The organism is Methanobacterium petrolearium (genome assembly GCF_017873625.1).
In the GTDB taxonomy this organism is placed as follows: domain Archaea; phylum Methanobacteriota; class Methanobacteria; order Methanobacteriales; family Methanobacteriaceae; genus Methanobacterium; species Methanobacterium petrolearium.
Genome location: NZ_JAGGKL010000002.1, coordinates 35767 through 51520, shown reverse-complemented (window position 1 = coordinate 51520; position 15754 = coordinate 35767). Strand labels below are relative to the sequence as shown.

General features: G+C 39.0%; 13 protein-coding genes. 6 read left to right on the top strand and 7 right to left on the bottom strand.

All coding sequences use genetic code 11. The features are described 5' to 3' along the window. Positions 1–46: 46 nt before the first annotated feature. A complete protein-coding gene (locus tag J2743_RS02270) occupies positions 47–1291 on the bottom strand; it encodes a putative PEP-binding protein (protein ID WP_209624941.1) in 1245 nt (414 codons plus the stop codon). A 93-nt stretch (positions 1292–1384) separates the two neighbouring features. Next, on the bottom strand, positions 1385–2956 hold the full coding sequence (locus tag J2743_RS02265) for a flippase (RefSeq protein WP_209624940.1): 1572 nt from the start codon (positions 2954–2956) through the stop codon (positions 1385–1387). A gap of 383 nt (positions 2957–3339) precedes the next feature. On the opposite strand from J2743_RS02265, the gene J2743_RS02260 reads away from it, so the two are divergent. Continuing rightward, positions 3340–3783 carry an FAD synthase family protein gene (locus J2743_RS02260; protein ID WP_209625111.1) on the top strand — a complete coding sequence of 148 codons (444 nt, stop codon included), beginning with the start codon at positions 3340–3342 and terminating at the stop codon, positions 3781–3783. 194 nt (positions 3784–3977) lie between these two features. Here J2743_RS02260 and J2743_RS02255 read toward each other — a convergent pair whose 3' ends face one another. Then, positions 3978–6338 carry a transglutaminase domain-containing protein gene (locus J2743_RS02255; RefSeq protein ID WP_209624939.1) on the bottom strand — a complete coding sequence of 787 codons (2361 nt, stop codon included), beginning with the start codon at positions 6336–6338 and terminating at the stop codon, positions 3978–3980. 735 nt (positions 6339–7073) lie between these two features. On the opposite strand from J2743_RS02255, the gene J2743_RS02250 reads away from it, so the two are divergent. Further along, the gene (locus tag J2743_RS02250) at positions 7074–7607 is read left to right on the top strand and encodes a thiamine-phosphate synthase family protein (protein WP_245247955.1); all 534 of its coding nucleotides are present in this window, start codon (positions 7074–7076) and stop codon (positions 7605–7607) included. Between the two features lie 305 nt (positions 7608–7912). After that, a complete protein-coding gene (locus J2743_RS02245; protein WP_209624937.1) occupies positions 7913–8917 on the top strand; it encodes an SIS domain-containing protein in 1005 nt (334 codons plus the stop codon). Positions 8918–9066: 149 nt separating this feature from the next. Here J2743_RS02245 and J2743_RS02240 read toward each other — a convergent pair whose 3' ends face one another. From J2743_RS02240 to J2743_RS02225, 4 genes are all read right to left on the bottom strand, one after another. Continuing rightward, positions 9067–9678, bottom strand: coding sequence for an Hsp20 family protein (locus J2743_RS02240; protein WP_209624936.1), 612 nt, complete (start codon positions 9676–9678; stop codon positions 9067–9069). Positions 9679–9848: 170 nt separating this feature from the next. Further along, positions 9849–10841, bottom strand: coding sequence for an NOG1 family protein (locus J2743_RS02235; RefSeq protein ID WP_209624935.1), 993 nt, complete (start codon positions 10839–10841; stop codon positions 9849–9851). A 142-nt stretch (positions 10842–10983) separates the two neighbouring features. After that, positions 10984–11544 (bottom strand): TIGR00296 family protein, encoded by a 561-nt coding sequence (locus J2743_RS02230; protein WP_209625110.1) that lies wholly within the window; start codon positions 11542–11544, stop codon positions 10984–10986. After that, positions 11544–12917 (bottom strand): TldD/PmbA family protein, encoded by a 1374-nt coding sequence (locus J2743_RS02225; RefSeq protein ID WP_209624934.1) that lies wholly within the window; start codon positions 12915–12917, stop codon positions 11544–11546. The genes J2743_RS02230 and J2743_RS02225 overlap by 1 nt, the downstream gene beginning before the upstream one ends. Before the next feature lie 112 nt (positions 12918–13029). Here J2743_RS02225 and J2743_RS02220 point away from each other — a divergent pair, with 112 nt between their 5' ends. From J2743_RS02220 to J2743_RS02210, 3 genes are all read left to right on the top strand, one after another. Continuing rightward, positions 13030–13605 carry a hypothetical protein gene (locus tag J2743_RS02220; RefSeq protein WP_209624933.1) on the top strand — a complete coding sequence of 192 codons (576 nt, stop codon included), beginning with the start codon at positions 13030–13032 and terminating at the stop codon, positions 13603–13605. A gap of 198 nt (positions 13606–13803) precedes the next feature. Then, positions 13804–15354: a homocysteine biosynthesis protein gene (locus tag J2743_RS02215; protein ID WP_209624932.1), complete on the top strand. Its 1551-nt coding sequence runs from the start codon at positions 13804–13806 to the stop codon at positions 15352–15354. Beyond that, positions 15351–15737 carry an NIL domain-containing protein gene (locus J2743_RS02210; RefSeq protein WP_209624931.1) on the top strand — a complete coding sequence of 129 codons (387 nt, stop codon included), beginning with the start codon at positions 15351–15353 and terminating at the stop codon, positions 15735–15737. The genes J2743_RS02215 and J2743_RS02210 overlap by 4 nt, the downstream gene beginning before the upstream one ends. The last annotated feature ends 17 nt before the right edge of the window (positions 15738–15754 follow it).

Below are 15754 nucleotides of genomic sequence, written 5' to 3'. Positions count from 1 at the left end.
AAATTCCATTTTTTAAATTTTTCCCAATTTTCAATCTTTCTCAATCTCAAACATGCCTGGTAAATCCCCGGCTAATTATGGTCTTCTCAGCAATATCTACGACTTTACGTATTTTAAGAATTTGATCGGGGTTGGTTGATATGGAACTGATACCTGAATTCACCAGCCAGCGTACAATTGCAGGATCTGATCCGGCATGGCCACAGATGCAGCTTTCAATTCCTTGCTGGTTGCATTTTTCTATGACCCTTTCAATCATCCGTAAAACTGAGGGATGGGTTAAATCAAAATGTTTGGCCACTTTAACGCCCCTTCGATCCACTGCCAGAGCACACATGGCCATGTCACTCATTCCCAGGGTCACAAAATCCATTCCAACACCAATAAGATCATCTAAAGTAAAAACAGCTGATGGAGTTTCAATGGAGGCTCCTACAGGTAGGTCACGGTGGGGTCTGATTCCTAACTCGCGCATGATATTTTTAGCTTCACTATACTCAGAAACATCCCGCACAAGCGGTATTTTAACACCTAAATTATCATAACCTTTATTTATGAGCTCAGATATGGCTTCAAACTCTGCTTTGAGGATTTCTGGATTTTGAAGATCTTTATGGATGCCCCTCAAACCCATTAATGGATTAGCTTCGTCTGGTTCAATGTTTCCACCATCTAAACGTTTCAGTTCATCAGTAGGTATGTCAAATGTACGGAACCATACTGGTTTCGGGCAAAATGCATCGGCAATGAGCTCAACAGAGTCTTCAATAACTTTACTGAGTTTTCCCTCCTCAAAAAGTACATGGGGATGTTTTCCTGTGCGGATTATGCTGTTTTCAATTCTAATAGATCCCACACCATCAGCCCATGGTGCCACCTTCAAGGCAATTTCAGGAATATTAAGGTTGACCTTGATACTGGTTGCAGGATAATAAAACGCAGCAGAATCATGTTTTTCCTCTTTTTCAATGAAACCTTCATATATGTTGCCTGTTTTTCCATCCACAGTTACAATAGTTCCTTCTTCCAGTTTTTGAGTCCCATTACCAGTCCCTACCACACAGGGGACCTTCATCTCTCTGAGAACAATGGCCACATGGCTGGTGAGACCACCATAATCTGTAACTACTCCTCCAGCTCGGTGAAGGTAAGATAACATGTCCCGGGAAGCATGGGATAAAACTACGATCTCTCCTCCTTTAAGTTGCTGGAGATCTTCATCTGACTCTATCTTCTTAACCTTCCCTACACCAACATAAGGACCGGTTCCAATTCCTCTGATGATAATCATATATTACATATTTCTTGTAATTAATTTCAGAAGTATTTTTGGAACTGCCCTGGAAATGTATTTTAAAATCTAAAAAAGAAGATTTGAAAAGAATTAATGAGCATACTTTTCCAGCAATGAAACTAATTTATCAAACATGGATTTTAATGGGCCTGTTTTACTTCCCAATTGGCGCATAGCCTTTATATCGTTATGTTTAAGGCCTCCGACCAAGATTAAAGCAACTAAATATACAACAACAGCCAATATCATAACTAATAAGAAAACAAGGTAATTCAAAGGTATGGATATCAGTAAAATACTCTTAGGAATTAGTAGAAGTATTCCTCCCATTATTGCCGTTGCTAAAACGATTTTTCCCAAATCTTTGTATTGTAACTTTACATCAGCAACTTGGAGAGTTTTCCAAACTATTGAAACCATTATTAAAAAAGCAGTTATGGCAAGTGAGATTGCAGCACCGTTAATTCCATAAATTGGTACTAAGTATATGCTAACTGCCACATCAAAAATAACTCCCAGAGTTAAAATTGTCATTGGGAGGTACGGTTTTCCCAATCCCTGGGCTATGCTGGAGGAGACTGTGTAAATGGTGAAAAACAACATTCCTATCGCAAGGATCTGTAGTGCTGTTGCCCCATTCATATAAGCTGGATTAATGTAGAGTAATTTCAGTATAGGAGCAGCCAGAACCATAGTTCCCACAGACATTGGGAAAACAACCATGGCAACATACCGGTATGATTGGTTCACGTAGCTGTGGAGAACATTTCTATTGTTTAAACCCATTGCTTCGGCTGTGGCTGGTAATACTGCAGTGGCTACAGCCATGGAAATTATTAAGGGGAGACGGGCAACTGGGGTGGCTGCACCATAATAACCTATGTACTGGCTGGCCATATATGCCCCAACAACATAGTTCCCAATCGCATCAAATAGTAAAATTTCAGCAAGTCCAGTTATGAGAACCGGGAATGCGAAAATAAGGAGCGCCTTAGCCAATGCTAATTCCTCTTTTGTGGTGAAAGTTAACTTCACATTTTTAAGGCGCTTGCCTAGTCCCTTTCGATATAAATAGTATCCTGCCAGAAGAGAGAAGATAAAACCTATAGATGTTCCAATCACTGCTCCGGCAACGTAAAAACCCAGCAAAATAAGGACGATGGCACTGGAGATCATGAATATTTGTTCAAAGGCTTTGGTGATGACAATGTTCCCCATCTGGAAAACACCCTGAAATGCACCCCTGAAAACACCCACCAAAATACTGAAAGGAGTTATTAAAGCCACAAGCTTTAAAGGAAGTGCTGCTTCAGGTTTATGAAAAACGTTGTATGCTAAAGGATCTGCAAGTAGGAAGATCGCTACACTGATAAACAATCCCATTACAACTACGATTTTAATCGAAGTATGGATTACCTGTTTCACCATCTCATCTTCGCCTTTCGCAGAATATTCGGAGACGTGTTTGGCAATAGCGGGTGGCATGCCAGCAGCTGCTATTTGAATCAATATCCCCTGCGTAGGAAGGGCCAAATTGAGTATACCGAATCCCACCGGACCCAATAGAAATGCAGTGGCAAATCTGTATAAATATCCCCCAATACGGAATATAAAATACCCAATCATCATAATTAGGCTTCCTCTGGCGATTTTAGAACTCATATTAATTACCACAACATATCGGTCTTTAGATAGAAATTGTCTGGACTTAACTATCTGGACTAAAACTTCCCACACATAGAAAAATTTCAGTACATGAGAAAATTATTTTTTTTTTATCTAGAGATTCAATTCACTAATTCCTTATTTATAAAACTAACGTTATTAAATCCCACCCCGGACTGTGCCATAGTCCATAAAAATTATACTTTTTTCATGATACACAAACAACCTATTTAAAATGGAAAAATGAATAATATGTGAATAGTTTTTTATCTGCAAAAGAACATTTAATTAATGAGAAAATCAATGGGATCTCCTTAAATTTAACCAATGATTCACAGTTTATATTATATTTCACAAGAGGTGTTACTATTACAACTATAATGGCAACCGGAACATTCGATCTAATACATCCTGGTCATGGATATTACCTTGAAGAATCAAAAAAGCTGGGAGGGAAAGATGCCCGTCTGGTGGTGGTGGTGGCCAGAGAGTCCACAGTACGTGCCAGGAAAAGGGTACCTATTGTACCTGAAAAACAACGCCTGGAAGTTGTTCAGATGCTCAAACCAGTTGACGAAGCTGTGTTGGGAAGCGAAATTGACATGTTCATCACTGTTGAGAAGATTAAACCCGATGTTATCACAATAGGCCCAGATCAGAAATTTGATCTGGATTGGCTGCGGGAAGAACTCAATAAAAGAGGTCTTAAGTCAGAAGTGGTAAAAATAAATGGTTATCATCATACTTCCCTAGACAGCTCCTGCAAAATCATTAAAAAGATTAAAGAATCCGATTTTCCGTCAGGGAGCTTCAAACACTGCTGATAAAATCATTTACGAGTTAACTTTTATGAGTTAATAATAGTTTATGAATCAATTTCTTTTATGATTCAATTTTAAAATTTTTTTTTTAATTCTAAACTTTTTTTTACAATTCCAAATCGAAACATCATACCATTCTAAATTGAATCAACATAGCTCCAGCTAAGGGAATTAAAAAAAAAGAAAAAAAGAAAGGGTTAAAATGGCAGCTCAGCATATCTGCCTTTAAGTGTCCACGAGCTTGTGTCCCAGTTTTTAATTGTCCCTAAGGAATTTCGGTAACTGACTGCATCTGCAGTATACCATTTCCCATCGACGTATATTTCAGCCCATACATGACCATACCAGGCTTTACTGGTAGTAAAGTAACAGTATCCGTGCACATATCTTGTTGGAAGTCCAGCCGCTCTACAAAGGGCCACGAGTAGATGTGAATGGTCGCAGCAATTTCCACTCTTGGAAGAAAGCGTTTTAACGGCTCCTTTCTGAGTGTTGTAGTAGTATGAATATTCAAGGTTGTCTCGCACCCAGTTATAGATGCTTTGGGCCTTTGTGTAGGTGGTTGTTGCACCGGAAGTTAGGTTATTGGCCAACGCAACTATAGCAGCGTTGGTAACCTGGCAGTTGTCAGTTGTTTGCAGGTAAACTTGCAGGCTACTCGGTATCGTTGACGAACTACTAGAGCTCGTTGATGAACTACTAGAGCTAATTACGGTTGTCCATGGTTTCATCACCGCATAGTTTGGTAAATACGAATTGTCTCCATAGAAAGCCATCACCCTGCTGTAGAGGTAGATCAGTGATTCGTAACGAATTTTCCCTAGAGTAGTTGACCCATAATTAGGGGCCACGCCATTTGAATCCATAAAGGACTTTATACGGCTGGCCAGGTCAAGATACCCTGCTTTGTCTAAGTTACCACTGGTCATGCTCTCATAAGGATTGGTGGCTACCGTGGGGTTTCCCAACGCTATAGGAGTGGTGATTCCATTTTTTAACTGCAACGTGCCGGTTACGAGTAACTTCAGGAACTGGGGCATGGTGATTTTCACTGATCCCATCAACACATAATTAGGAAGAGTATGATAAGTCTCCACATACGTTTTAACTCTTCCTGCTGCGTCAATGATGTCAGCAAGAGTGTACTTAGTTGGTGAGGTAGTAGTTGTATTGTTAGTTGTAGTCGAGTTAGTGGTACTTGTAGATGTGTTGGTGGTTGTATTGATTGCCTGGTTGAAGAAGGCTTTATCAACCAATCCATATCTAAACAGAGCATATCCTGATGCTCCATTGGACATGGCAGATTGTATATCTTCAACAAGTTCAGATGCCGACAGTTCTTCCACGTTACTATCACTCTCATAAACCTGCAAACCAACCACTACTGGCTTGGTTGAATGTGCAACAATCCATTGGGTGGTGGTTCCGATCCATGATGTATCCTTGTTGTAGTTTCCCTTGTAAACCATAGGAACAAGGAAATCAAGGTATTCTGAGAGCGCCGCATAATCCTGACCATAATAATAACCATTAACACTACACTCCGGCATGAGAGCAGCTGAAAGGGCTATTTTCGGGCTGATGGAGTACAATTTTTCATCCACCGTCTTTACAAAGTTGGTGATGGCATCTGTTCCACCAGAATGCAAGTAAGCAGTTCCAGGATAACGCACGTAATCCAGGTGGATTCCGTCAATATCGTAATCTGTGGCGAGTTTTGCAATATATTTTACCAGTGCATCGTTGAAATTTGTGTCTGTTGATGTTACAGTCGTTGTGGTATAGTATGTGCTGGTTTTGTAACTGTAGGACCAGTAATATTTCCAGGAATACTTCCAACTATATTTCCAACTATATTTCCAGTAGGATTTCCAGTAGGATTTCCAGTAATATTTCCAAACCCCACGAGATTTATACCAGGATTTATACCATTTTTTATACCAGACCTTATACCAATTTTTATACCAGCTTTTATACCAGCTTTTATACCAGTTTTTAGTGGCTACTTTCACTGTTTTGGTGTGGGGTACCTTTACCGTGGTGGTGGTAACCTCTCCTAGAGGATCAACCCAATTCCCATCTTCATCTATGAAGCAGGAAACCCAGGCATGTACCCTTATTCCAGTTCCATTTAAGGTACTTAGTAGGGCTGTCAGGACAGTATCATAATTGGGAGAAGAGAAGCGATTCGTCTTAACGAATACGTCCGTTATTCCAGCATTTAATAATTCGCTAAGATTCACACTTGAAGCTTCATCCGCACTGATCCATAATGCGTGGACATTTTGGTATCCATCTGATGCTGCCGCAGTGTAATTTTGAATAGTTTCTGTTTCATTACTGTCATCGGATGAACTATTCTCGGTGTTATTGTAAGTTTCTGTAGTCTGGTTTTCTTGCTGATTAATATCTGAATCATTAACCACCATGGTGGTTGTATTTTGAATGGTAGATGTGTTGGTGTTGTTTTCTGCTATTTCACTGACATTGGTTGTGTTCGTGAAATTTTCTGTTGCTGACTGGTTTGGGGTGGCATAGTTTATACTAGGGGCCAACATTGCAACTCCAATTAGGAGCAGCATAGCTAGCAGCGTTTGTTGCTTAATTAGTATGCCCCCTCATTGTCTGCATGTCAGTTGAACACAGATAGATGTTCCTGACACATTAAGATCGTCCTTTTGAGCATATAAATGTTTTCATAGATTCCTAGCAAAAAAAACCTTTAAATAGCCTTTTTTAGACAAAAAACCCTTAAAATATAGATTTTTCATCATGATTCACTGTGATGATATCTTATTACTGACAACTCCCCCACCCAACTCGTGATACACCATACCTGGAAAGATTTCAAGTTAAGATGTGAATATCATCACATCCTAAAACTCCACTTGGATTTAGGTCTGACTTATTTTTCTATTTTAAGAAAGATAATAGCACTGATTAGCAAACATTTCCTTAAAAATTAACAAGTCTTTGATCAAAATTATATTAAAATTAATGTAAAATTTATACATTTGAAAAAAAATGTCAAGACTTTGCACTTAGAGGGTCTTTTATACATTTTCAATATTTGATCTGGATAAGATAAATCGATGAAAATATCGAAACAAGTTTAATCCATCTAATAAGTATAAATAGGCTTAAATTATCCGTGTTTATAACCAAGATTAATATGTGGATTAATGGGCTTAAGAAAAGTTAAGATGGATTTTTTAGGTAGGAATATTTGGTATACCAAAATTTATATTCAACTGCAGTTAAAATCTTCTTGTATGATTATAGAGAAGCTTGAGATGGCTGTTAAGATTCTGGAACAGTCCCCTGAATTTGCAGAAATAATCCCAGAAGTCCGTAGCAACATTGTAATGGCTCGAAAAAACGCCCAAACAATACAGGATGTTGCAGGAATACCGGGACGAATAACTACCTTGAATGGTTTGCCCAAAGCCGTTGCCCGACCAGATTATGGTGCTTCATCTCATATGGCCCGCCTGGTTTTAAGTATGATGAAACACGATTCAAAGATGCGCAGTGCTATTAACATAAAATACCATCCCCAACTAGTGGAGATTTGTAAAAAACTGGGTTTAATAGTTTCCAGCTATGATCGCAACCATGAACCCGAAAATATCAAAATTAAAGAGGGTAGTAGTATATCATGGGGTGTTGAAATGGCGTTGGCAAGTTGTGGAACAATTCCTGATGTTATATATCACACTGGTGGTTGGGGGAAGGAACCTATGATTGTACTGGTGGGAACCGATCCAGAAGAAGTGGCTCAAATGGCCATATGCTTGGCTAAACTTTTTATAACTTCAAAAAAATGAAATACCGTATCTAAATTAATTTCCAGATAAAATCAATGATAATTTTATATTTAATAAGTACTTAAGTATCTACTAAAAGATCCAGACAATAAATTTCACTTACAGCAGGAATACTAAAGAATTAAAGAGAAACTAAAGAGAATACATTTAACAAATAGATAAAAATTAAAGAATAAAAAATTAAAAAGATAAAAAAAACTAATATTAATTAGAAAACTGAAATAGGATATAACTGTAAATCTTATAATATTATTAAGGATAGGATAACTTTTTTACTACGAATTCACTGAATATTGAGGGATAAAATGCATTATAAAATGTATGAAGAGATGATGGAACAGCCTCGATCTTTAAAAGATACCCTAAAGATGGAAAAATCTCACATGGAACAGATAAGTGAGAAATTTAAAGAATTTGATAAAATATATTTGGTGGGGTGTGGTAGTTCCCTATCAACATGTTTTTCAGCTATTGATGCTATGAAAATGGTTTCTAACCGTAACTTGGAAGTTTTCACAGGTTATGAATTTTTTTACCATAAAAAACTAGATGAGAAAAATACCGGGGTGATTTTAACCTCTCAATCTGGAGAAACAGCTGACACCCTGGCTGCCCTTAGAAAAGCCCAGGATAAAGGTATGTGCACTGTTTCCATTGTTAATGAAATGGAAAGTACCATGATGAATGAAGCTGATGATGCAGTTCTAACCCGTTGTGAACGGGAAACTGCTATACTGGGTACCAAAACCTATATGACCCAGTTAATGAGCCTTTACCAAATATTATTCCGCTTGGAAGATTCTCCTGACGCCCAGAATGTCATTAATGATCTGGGAAAAATCCCCTCACTCACTGAAGACCTTCTAAAGAAAACTGAACATGAAAATAAAGTTTTAGCCAAAAACTATGCAGACTACGATATATTTTACGCCATGGGAAGTGGTCCTAACTATGGACTGGCCTACAAACTGGCCATGACCATGTTCATGGAAGGAGCTCTTAAACACTCCTGCCCCCTTTATTCCGGAGAATTTCGCCATGGACTCATCGAAAGAGTGGAAAAAAATATTCCTGTGGTTTTTTTAGATGCAGGCTACCCTGGAGATGAATTAACCAATAAATCAATAGAATTCTCCAATAAAATTGGTGCAAAAAACATAGTATACCGAATGCAGGATTATGCGAAGGTTAACCCACTTTTATCACCATTTATACTGGTGGTGCCGCTGGAATGGTTGATTTACTACCTGGCTCATTACAATGGAGAGGATCCAGGCAGCACCAGACATATTGGAAAGGTTAGGTACTGAATTTCTTTTTTTTACCCAAATTTTCCATATTTCACAATAACCTAAAAAAAATGAACCAACTAAAAAAAATGAATAAAATAAATAATTTAATCCTTTAAAAAAATAATATTATCTGGGAAGAGTAAAAAGAAGAGTAAATATTCCCAGATCTATTTAATTTCCAGTTTTTGAGACTCTGCAACTTTTTTAGGCAGTTTTACTGTTAATATTGAACCTTCAAAGTTGGCTATGGCTGCTTTTATTTTAATCTCATCCGGTAGTTCAATAGTTCGTGAGACTTCACCAAAACCTCTTTCCCTTTTTATGTAATTAACATCTTCACCATCCATACCCTCTGGGAACGATACGCTTATGGTTACAGAATTCTGAGTGATGTCAACCGAGACTTTGTCTTTTTCAACACCAGGAAGATCCGCGAGAACAATGAATTCAGAGTTTGTATCAATTAAATCCACGTAGGGTGTTGTTGGGGCAGTGTATTCAGTTATGGTCTTTCCTATGTCTTCATGTTTTTCGCGTAATGTTGATAACATGTCATTAACCATTTTTTCAGCAGTAGAACGCAGTTCTTCGGTTCTTTCGGTTGCATTTTCTTTGAATTCTTTACTCCGATCAGAGACTGTATCTTTAGCTTCAGAAGCTTTTTGTTTTACTTCTTCACTTTTCTCAGAAACTGAGCCCTTTACATCATCAGCTTTGGACATAAGTTCTTCTGCGGTACTTTTCTTTTTGGATTCCAGTCTTGCTTTTTTTTCGTCCATCAAATCCCTCACATCTAACTATCAACAAATCACGTTAAAATATTTATTGAATCATAAATTTTTTACATGAAAATCGATTATTTCTAAATTTAATAAGATATTATGGCTGAATTTAGTTAAATTCATATACTTATGGAATTAGTATAGATCATCACCACAATAATCTTTTATTATTTTTTTAACTCCGATAAGATGTCGATTATCTGTGTTATGCCACTACCATCTGAAGCAGAGACCATAAGAGGTTTATCACCTTTATTTATATGTTCTTCAATGTACTTAACATTTTCTTCATCTTCCACCAGATCCATTTTATTGAATACTGACTGGACAGTTGTGTGGCTGAATATTTTTTTTATCTCCCAGTAAAGGTTAACCTGGTTTTCAACTGGAAATCCAGAAGTTTGTGATGGATCGAAAATGAACAGTATCAGATCAGCCAGATGCTCCAGTGCTACCATGGCATTGAGCTCGATCTGATTCATCTCTTGCACCGGACGATCCAGGAGACCGGGGGTGTCGATTATCTGGTATTTCTGCCAGCGCTTCTCATAGTGTCCAATTTGGATTCCTTTGGTAGTGAATGGATAATCAGCAACTTCTGGTTCAGCATTAGTTATCTGTCGAAGCAGGGTGGATTTTCCTACATTGGGAAATCCGGCAATCACTGCAGTGATGGCTTCAGGATCTACAGTAGGCACGTTACGCAGCATCTGCCTGGAATAATTTAAAAAATCAAGTTCATCCCCTATACGGTTCACCACCGAAGCTATTCGGCCAAATGCTGCTTTTCTGATTTGTGCAGCGTTTTCTGGAGGTGATCTTCTGATACGGTGAGTGTACTGGTTTTGCAGTTTTTCCAAAACTCCATTAGCCCAGTTCAGTGCTCCCATGGATTTCTTAAACTGATCAACACCCACAGCCACGTCAATATAATCCTGGTAGAACATAGGTAGTTCTTCCACATGGGGTGTTTCCTCCAAAATGCCCTCGAAGGTTTCTCGGATAACCTGACATGCAGTCTGGACTCTTACTTCTTCTATTCTTTTTGATTTCTGCTGGCGGTGGATTTTGGACGTGCGGACCCTGGCCGCAGCCTTTTTAGCCCTACGAAATCCCTTGTCAAGCACTTCATCCGGGGTTGGTATATTAGGTAAAAACATTAAATCACATTTTTTATAATTTTGTTTGCAAGTAACATAACAGAGTAAATTTATTCAGTATCTGTATTATTATTCTCCAGATATCTTTAATTACTATTCTCCAGAGATCTCTAATTACTAATTCTTCAGAGATCTCTAATTACTATTCTTCAAATATTTGGGATTGGAAGCTGTAAATTTTAACTTCTTTCTGTAACCAACAATCGGGTGATAAACCTGCTTTCATACAAGTGTTAGCCAGGAACTCTTCAATATCCCATTTCCATTCAATAGGGACTTGTGGGAGGAGTAAACCTCGATAGATTCCCATTTCCACAATAAGACCATCTTTTCCCACTTCAATCTTTTCCAGGTACTCGGCAGGGTTTTGAACTTCAACCAATTCAGGTTTGCTGAGCACACTAACTTCCACACGAATATTATCCAATTCTGATGGCGTTACAGAGGGGAAACGTGGATCTCTAGTAGCTGCACTTATAGCCACTTCGATCACTGCTTGAGCCAGTGGTTTCACTGGTTCGGGATAACCAATACAGCCCCTTAAATCTCCATCAAGGTTTAGTGTTACAAATGCACCCATTTCCTCTTTTAAAATGGGGTTAACATCATCAGGGACATTTATAACCTTGCCCTCCTTAAGGTAGGTTTCTATAGATTTTCTTGCAAGTTTTACCAGGAATTCTCCTTCTTCTTTGCTTATTATCAATCTGCACCCCCCACTGTTGCCTCACTGACTCGGGTGTGTGGTCCTCCATCACCTACAGGTGCGGTTTGACCTGCTTTACCACAGAATCCAACTCCCAGATGGAAATCAGAACCCACAGCATCCACTTTTTGCAGGATCTCCAGAATGTTACCTGAAAGGGAAACATCACGAAGTGGGTCTTTAATCTCACCATTGCCAATGATAAATGATTCAGCAGCATTAAACTGGAAAACACCTTTGCCTGTGTCCACCTGACCGCCTCTTGAGCCTTTAAGGTATATTCCATTACTTATATCTTCAATTAACTCTTCAAAAGTCATTTCTCCAGGTTTAAGATAGGTGTTACTCATTCTAACTATGGGCTGGTCACCAATTCCGGAACGGGCGTTTCCACTGGAACTTATGTCAAGTTTAGCAGCAGTTTCCCTGGAGCTTAAAAGTGAAACCAGAACACCATCTTCCACTAAAACATTCTTTTTGGTTTTTACACCCTCTGCATCGTATGCATAGTAGCCAAATGCATCCATACTGGCATCATCAATTATGGTTACCAGAGATGATCCTATCTGAGCATTCATTTTTCCCTTGAGAATAGAATCATTCTGCAGTATAAGGTCCGCCTCTGAAGCATGACCTAATGCCTCGTGGATGAAAACTCCAGTAAGTTCAGAGTCCATTACTATGGGGAAACGTCCAGATGGGGGTGGACTTGCATCTAATAACCGAACTGCCTTAGTGGCAGCAGTTCGCCCCAGTAGTTCCAGGTCTTCTTTTTCAATAACTTCAAAACCTTTAGCCCCACCCGTACTTTTGTGTCCAAATTGGATTCCGGTTTCAGAGGCTGCCACTGCATTTAAAAAGAGTGCAACCCTGTTTTCTTCCATGGTTATGGAGGACCCTTCTGAGTTCATGAAAAGGGTGGTGCCCTCACCATCAACGTAGTTTACCGTGGTGCTTATCACTTTATCCAGGTTAGCTGCATCTTCAACCTCACACATGGCTGTTTTTTTATCTTCTAATGATACATCAGATAATTTGATCCTGGCATTGGATTTTACCTTATCAGATCTTGTTTCTACAGGGGCTAATTTCACATCACTGGAAAGATTATCTGCAAGTTTAATGGCAGATTCAACCATGTGATCCATGCGGTCTAACTGATTAGTGTAGGAAAATCCCCATGCACCTTTTTTCAAAACACGGATGCATACCCCGGTATCCAGACCCGATCTGATTTCCTGGATTTTGCCATCTTTCATGACGATAACAGTGTTTTCACTCTCATGAGCCCTTATATCAGCATAATCCACGTATTTTTCCACTGATCTCAGTGTTTTTTCCAGTAATCCCAGATCTAAATCCTCTTTCATGTTATCTCCACTTTTTAATATGATCTTCCTGACATATACATTTTAAAGATTAATTAATTTAGGGATTTAAAATATAAATAAACCGTGAAATGATAAGAAAATGGTGTATGGATTGATCGAAAACAAGACAACTGCAATTATCATGGCAGTTTTAACATTCATATTAACAATAGCAGTATTTATTGGTGTTATATTCTATTTTGCAGGATATTCAATTTCATCAGTTTCTGAACATCAATTATACGTGTTTTCTGCAGTTTTAATAGCTGCGGTGCTTGCTTCTATGGTTTATGGCCGTGGTAGCAATGAAAGAGCAGTGAAGGCAAAAAGATGTGTGGAAGAATCACTGGGAGTACAAGTCAAAACCACGGATATGTGGAGAATACTGCGGGGTGTTGAGCAACTACCCCCTTTTGTAATAGAAGATTATGTCAAACAGAATATAAATGGAGTAGAAGCTTACGAAGAGGGAATAAAAGAATTTAAAAAGAAATTATCTGATGAAAATCTGTCAGAAATAAGAAGAATAATTAACCAACCAGTTCCAGAACTTCAGAATCTACTAGGTGAACTTTACCTAGAAACCGATTTAAAACAGTTCAAAATATTGGCAGAACCCAGTGCAGAGGATTTAATAAGATTGAACTTAAAAGAACTTAAAAGAGTTCTATTTAAAGAAGATCCTTAATTGAATTTGTTATGTTAAATAGGAAAATTTTCCGCCTACTAGTATTTACTAGATTTTAGCATTTATATGGGAAAATAGATATATAATGTTCTGGTTAAATAGCTTAGAAATTATTATTCCTTTCCAATGAAAACTAATTTATTATCATTTCCAATGAAACTGATCAAACAATAACAAAAAGCACCGGATGTGAAAAAATTGAAGACCATAGAAGAAATAAACCAAAAAATTAGAGACGGGGACGCAGTAGTGGTCACTGCTGGTGAGATGACCCGTATTGTGCAGGAAAATGGTGTAGAAGAAGCTGCAAAAGAGGTGGATGTTGTAACCACCGGTACATTTGGTGCTATGTGTTCTTCCGGTGCATTCATCAACTTCGGACATTCTGACCCACCCATTAGGATGAGTCGAGCTTACCTGAATGGTGTGGAAGTATATTCTGGCCTGGCTGCTGTTGACGCCTACATTGGAGCCACACAAGCCCACCGAAACCCTGACATTGGGACTGATTATGGTGGAGCCCATTTATTGGAAGATCTTGTGAGGGGAAAAGAAGTGGAACTTGTGGCGGAATCTTTTGGAACCGATTGTTACCCACGTACAGAAGTTAACACTTTCATAAGCCTGGAAAGTGTAAACCAGGCCGTCATGGTTAATCCACGGAACTGTTACCAGAACTATGCTGCAGCTACCAATTCCACTGAAGAAACCATTTACACCTACCTGGGCACCCTGTTGCCTCAGATGGGTAATGTGGGTTATTCCAGTGCTGGGGAACTCAGTCCACTTTTAAATGATCCCTACTTCCAGACCATTGGTGTTGGCACCAGGATTTTCCTGTGCGGAAGTCAGGGTTATATTCTGGGGGAGGGAACTCAACATGCAACTGATGGTGAGCGCAAGAATGGTGTTCCTGTGGGTTCTGCCGGTACCCTGATGCTACAGGGTAACCTTAAAAATATGGATGCTAAATTCCTGCGTGGGGCAACCATGCCCAAGTATGGATCCACCCTATATGTGGGTGCTGGTATCCCTATTCCTATCCTCAATGAAGAAATAGCCCAACGTACTGGTATCAGTAATCATGACATCCACTGTAACATTTATGATTATGGTGTTCCCCGACGTAGCCGGCCAGTAATTATGGAAACCAATTATCAGGAGCTTCGGAGCGGAAAAATTGAGATTAATGGAAGGGAAGTTCAAACATCCCCACTTTCATCTCTTAAAAAGGCATTGGAAGTTGCTGAAGAACTTAAAAAGTGGATTGATAAGGGAGACTTCCTTTTAACCAACCCGGTTCAGAATATTCCCAATAAAGGTTGTACTGTAAAGCCACTTAAGATCATAAGACCATCCATACTGGTTAAAGACCTGAAAATTAAGCCAATCATCACTGCTCGGGCAGAAGAGGATATTTCTGGTGTTGCCCGTAAAATGGTGGATAACAATATCAACCATTTACCAGTGGTGGACCATGCTGGTCGATTGATGGGTATTGTAACCAGCTGGGATATTGCCCATGCTGTGGCCCAGGATAGTCAGAAACTGACTGAGGTTATGACCAAAAAGGTGATTGTAGCCCTGGAAGATGAACCCGTAGAGCTTATTGCCCGGCGCATAGATAAACATGAGATATCAGGAGTTCCCATAGTTAACCGCGAAAACCGGGTCAGGGGTATGATTACTGCTGAAGATATCTCTCGACTTATTTGCTCCCAAAATAACAAGGAAGGTGATTCACAATGAAAGCATGGCTCAACTTCTCTCCCAGCATAGTAAATAAAACTGTGATTTCAGATCTTATCAAACATTACGATGTGAGCTTTAACATTCTAAGAGCAGATATCACCCCCAAGGGTGGTAAAATGCTCATTGATATCAGTGGCGATGAAGCAGATAAGGGCATAGAATACCTGGAAAAAGAGGGAATCCAACTTAACCCCATTAAAAAAGTGGTTAAAAAGGATGAAGAAAAATGTATGGACTGTGGTGAGTGTGTCAGCCTCTGCCCTGTGGAAGCCATCACCATAGACGAAGACTGGACCATCAACCTGGATGACCAGAAATGTATTGGCTGTGGATTCTGCACATCATCCTGCCCTACCAAGGCCATTAAAATCGCTGATTAAAAAAACCCCTCTTTTTC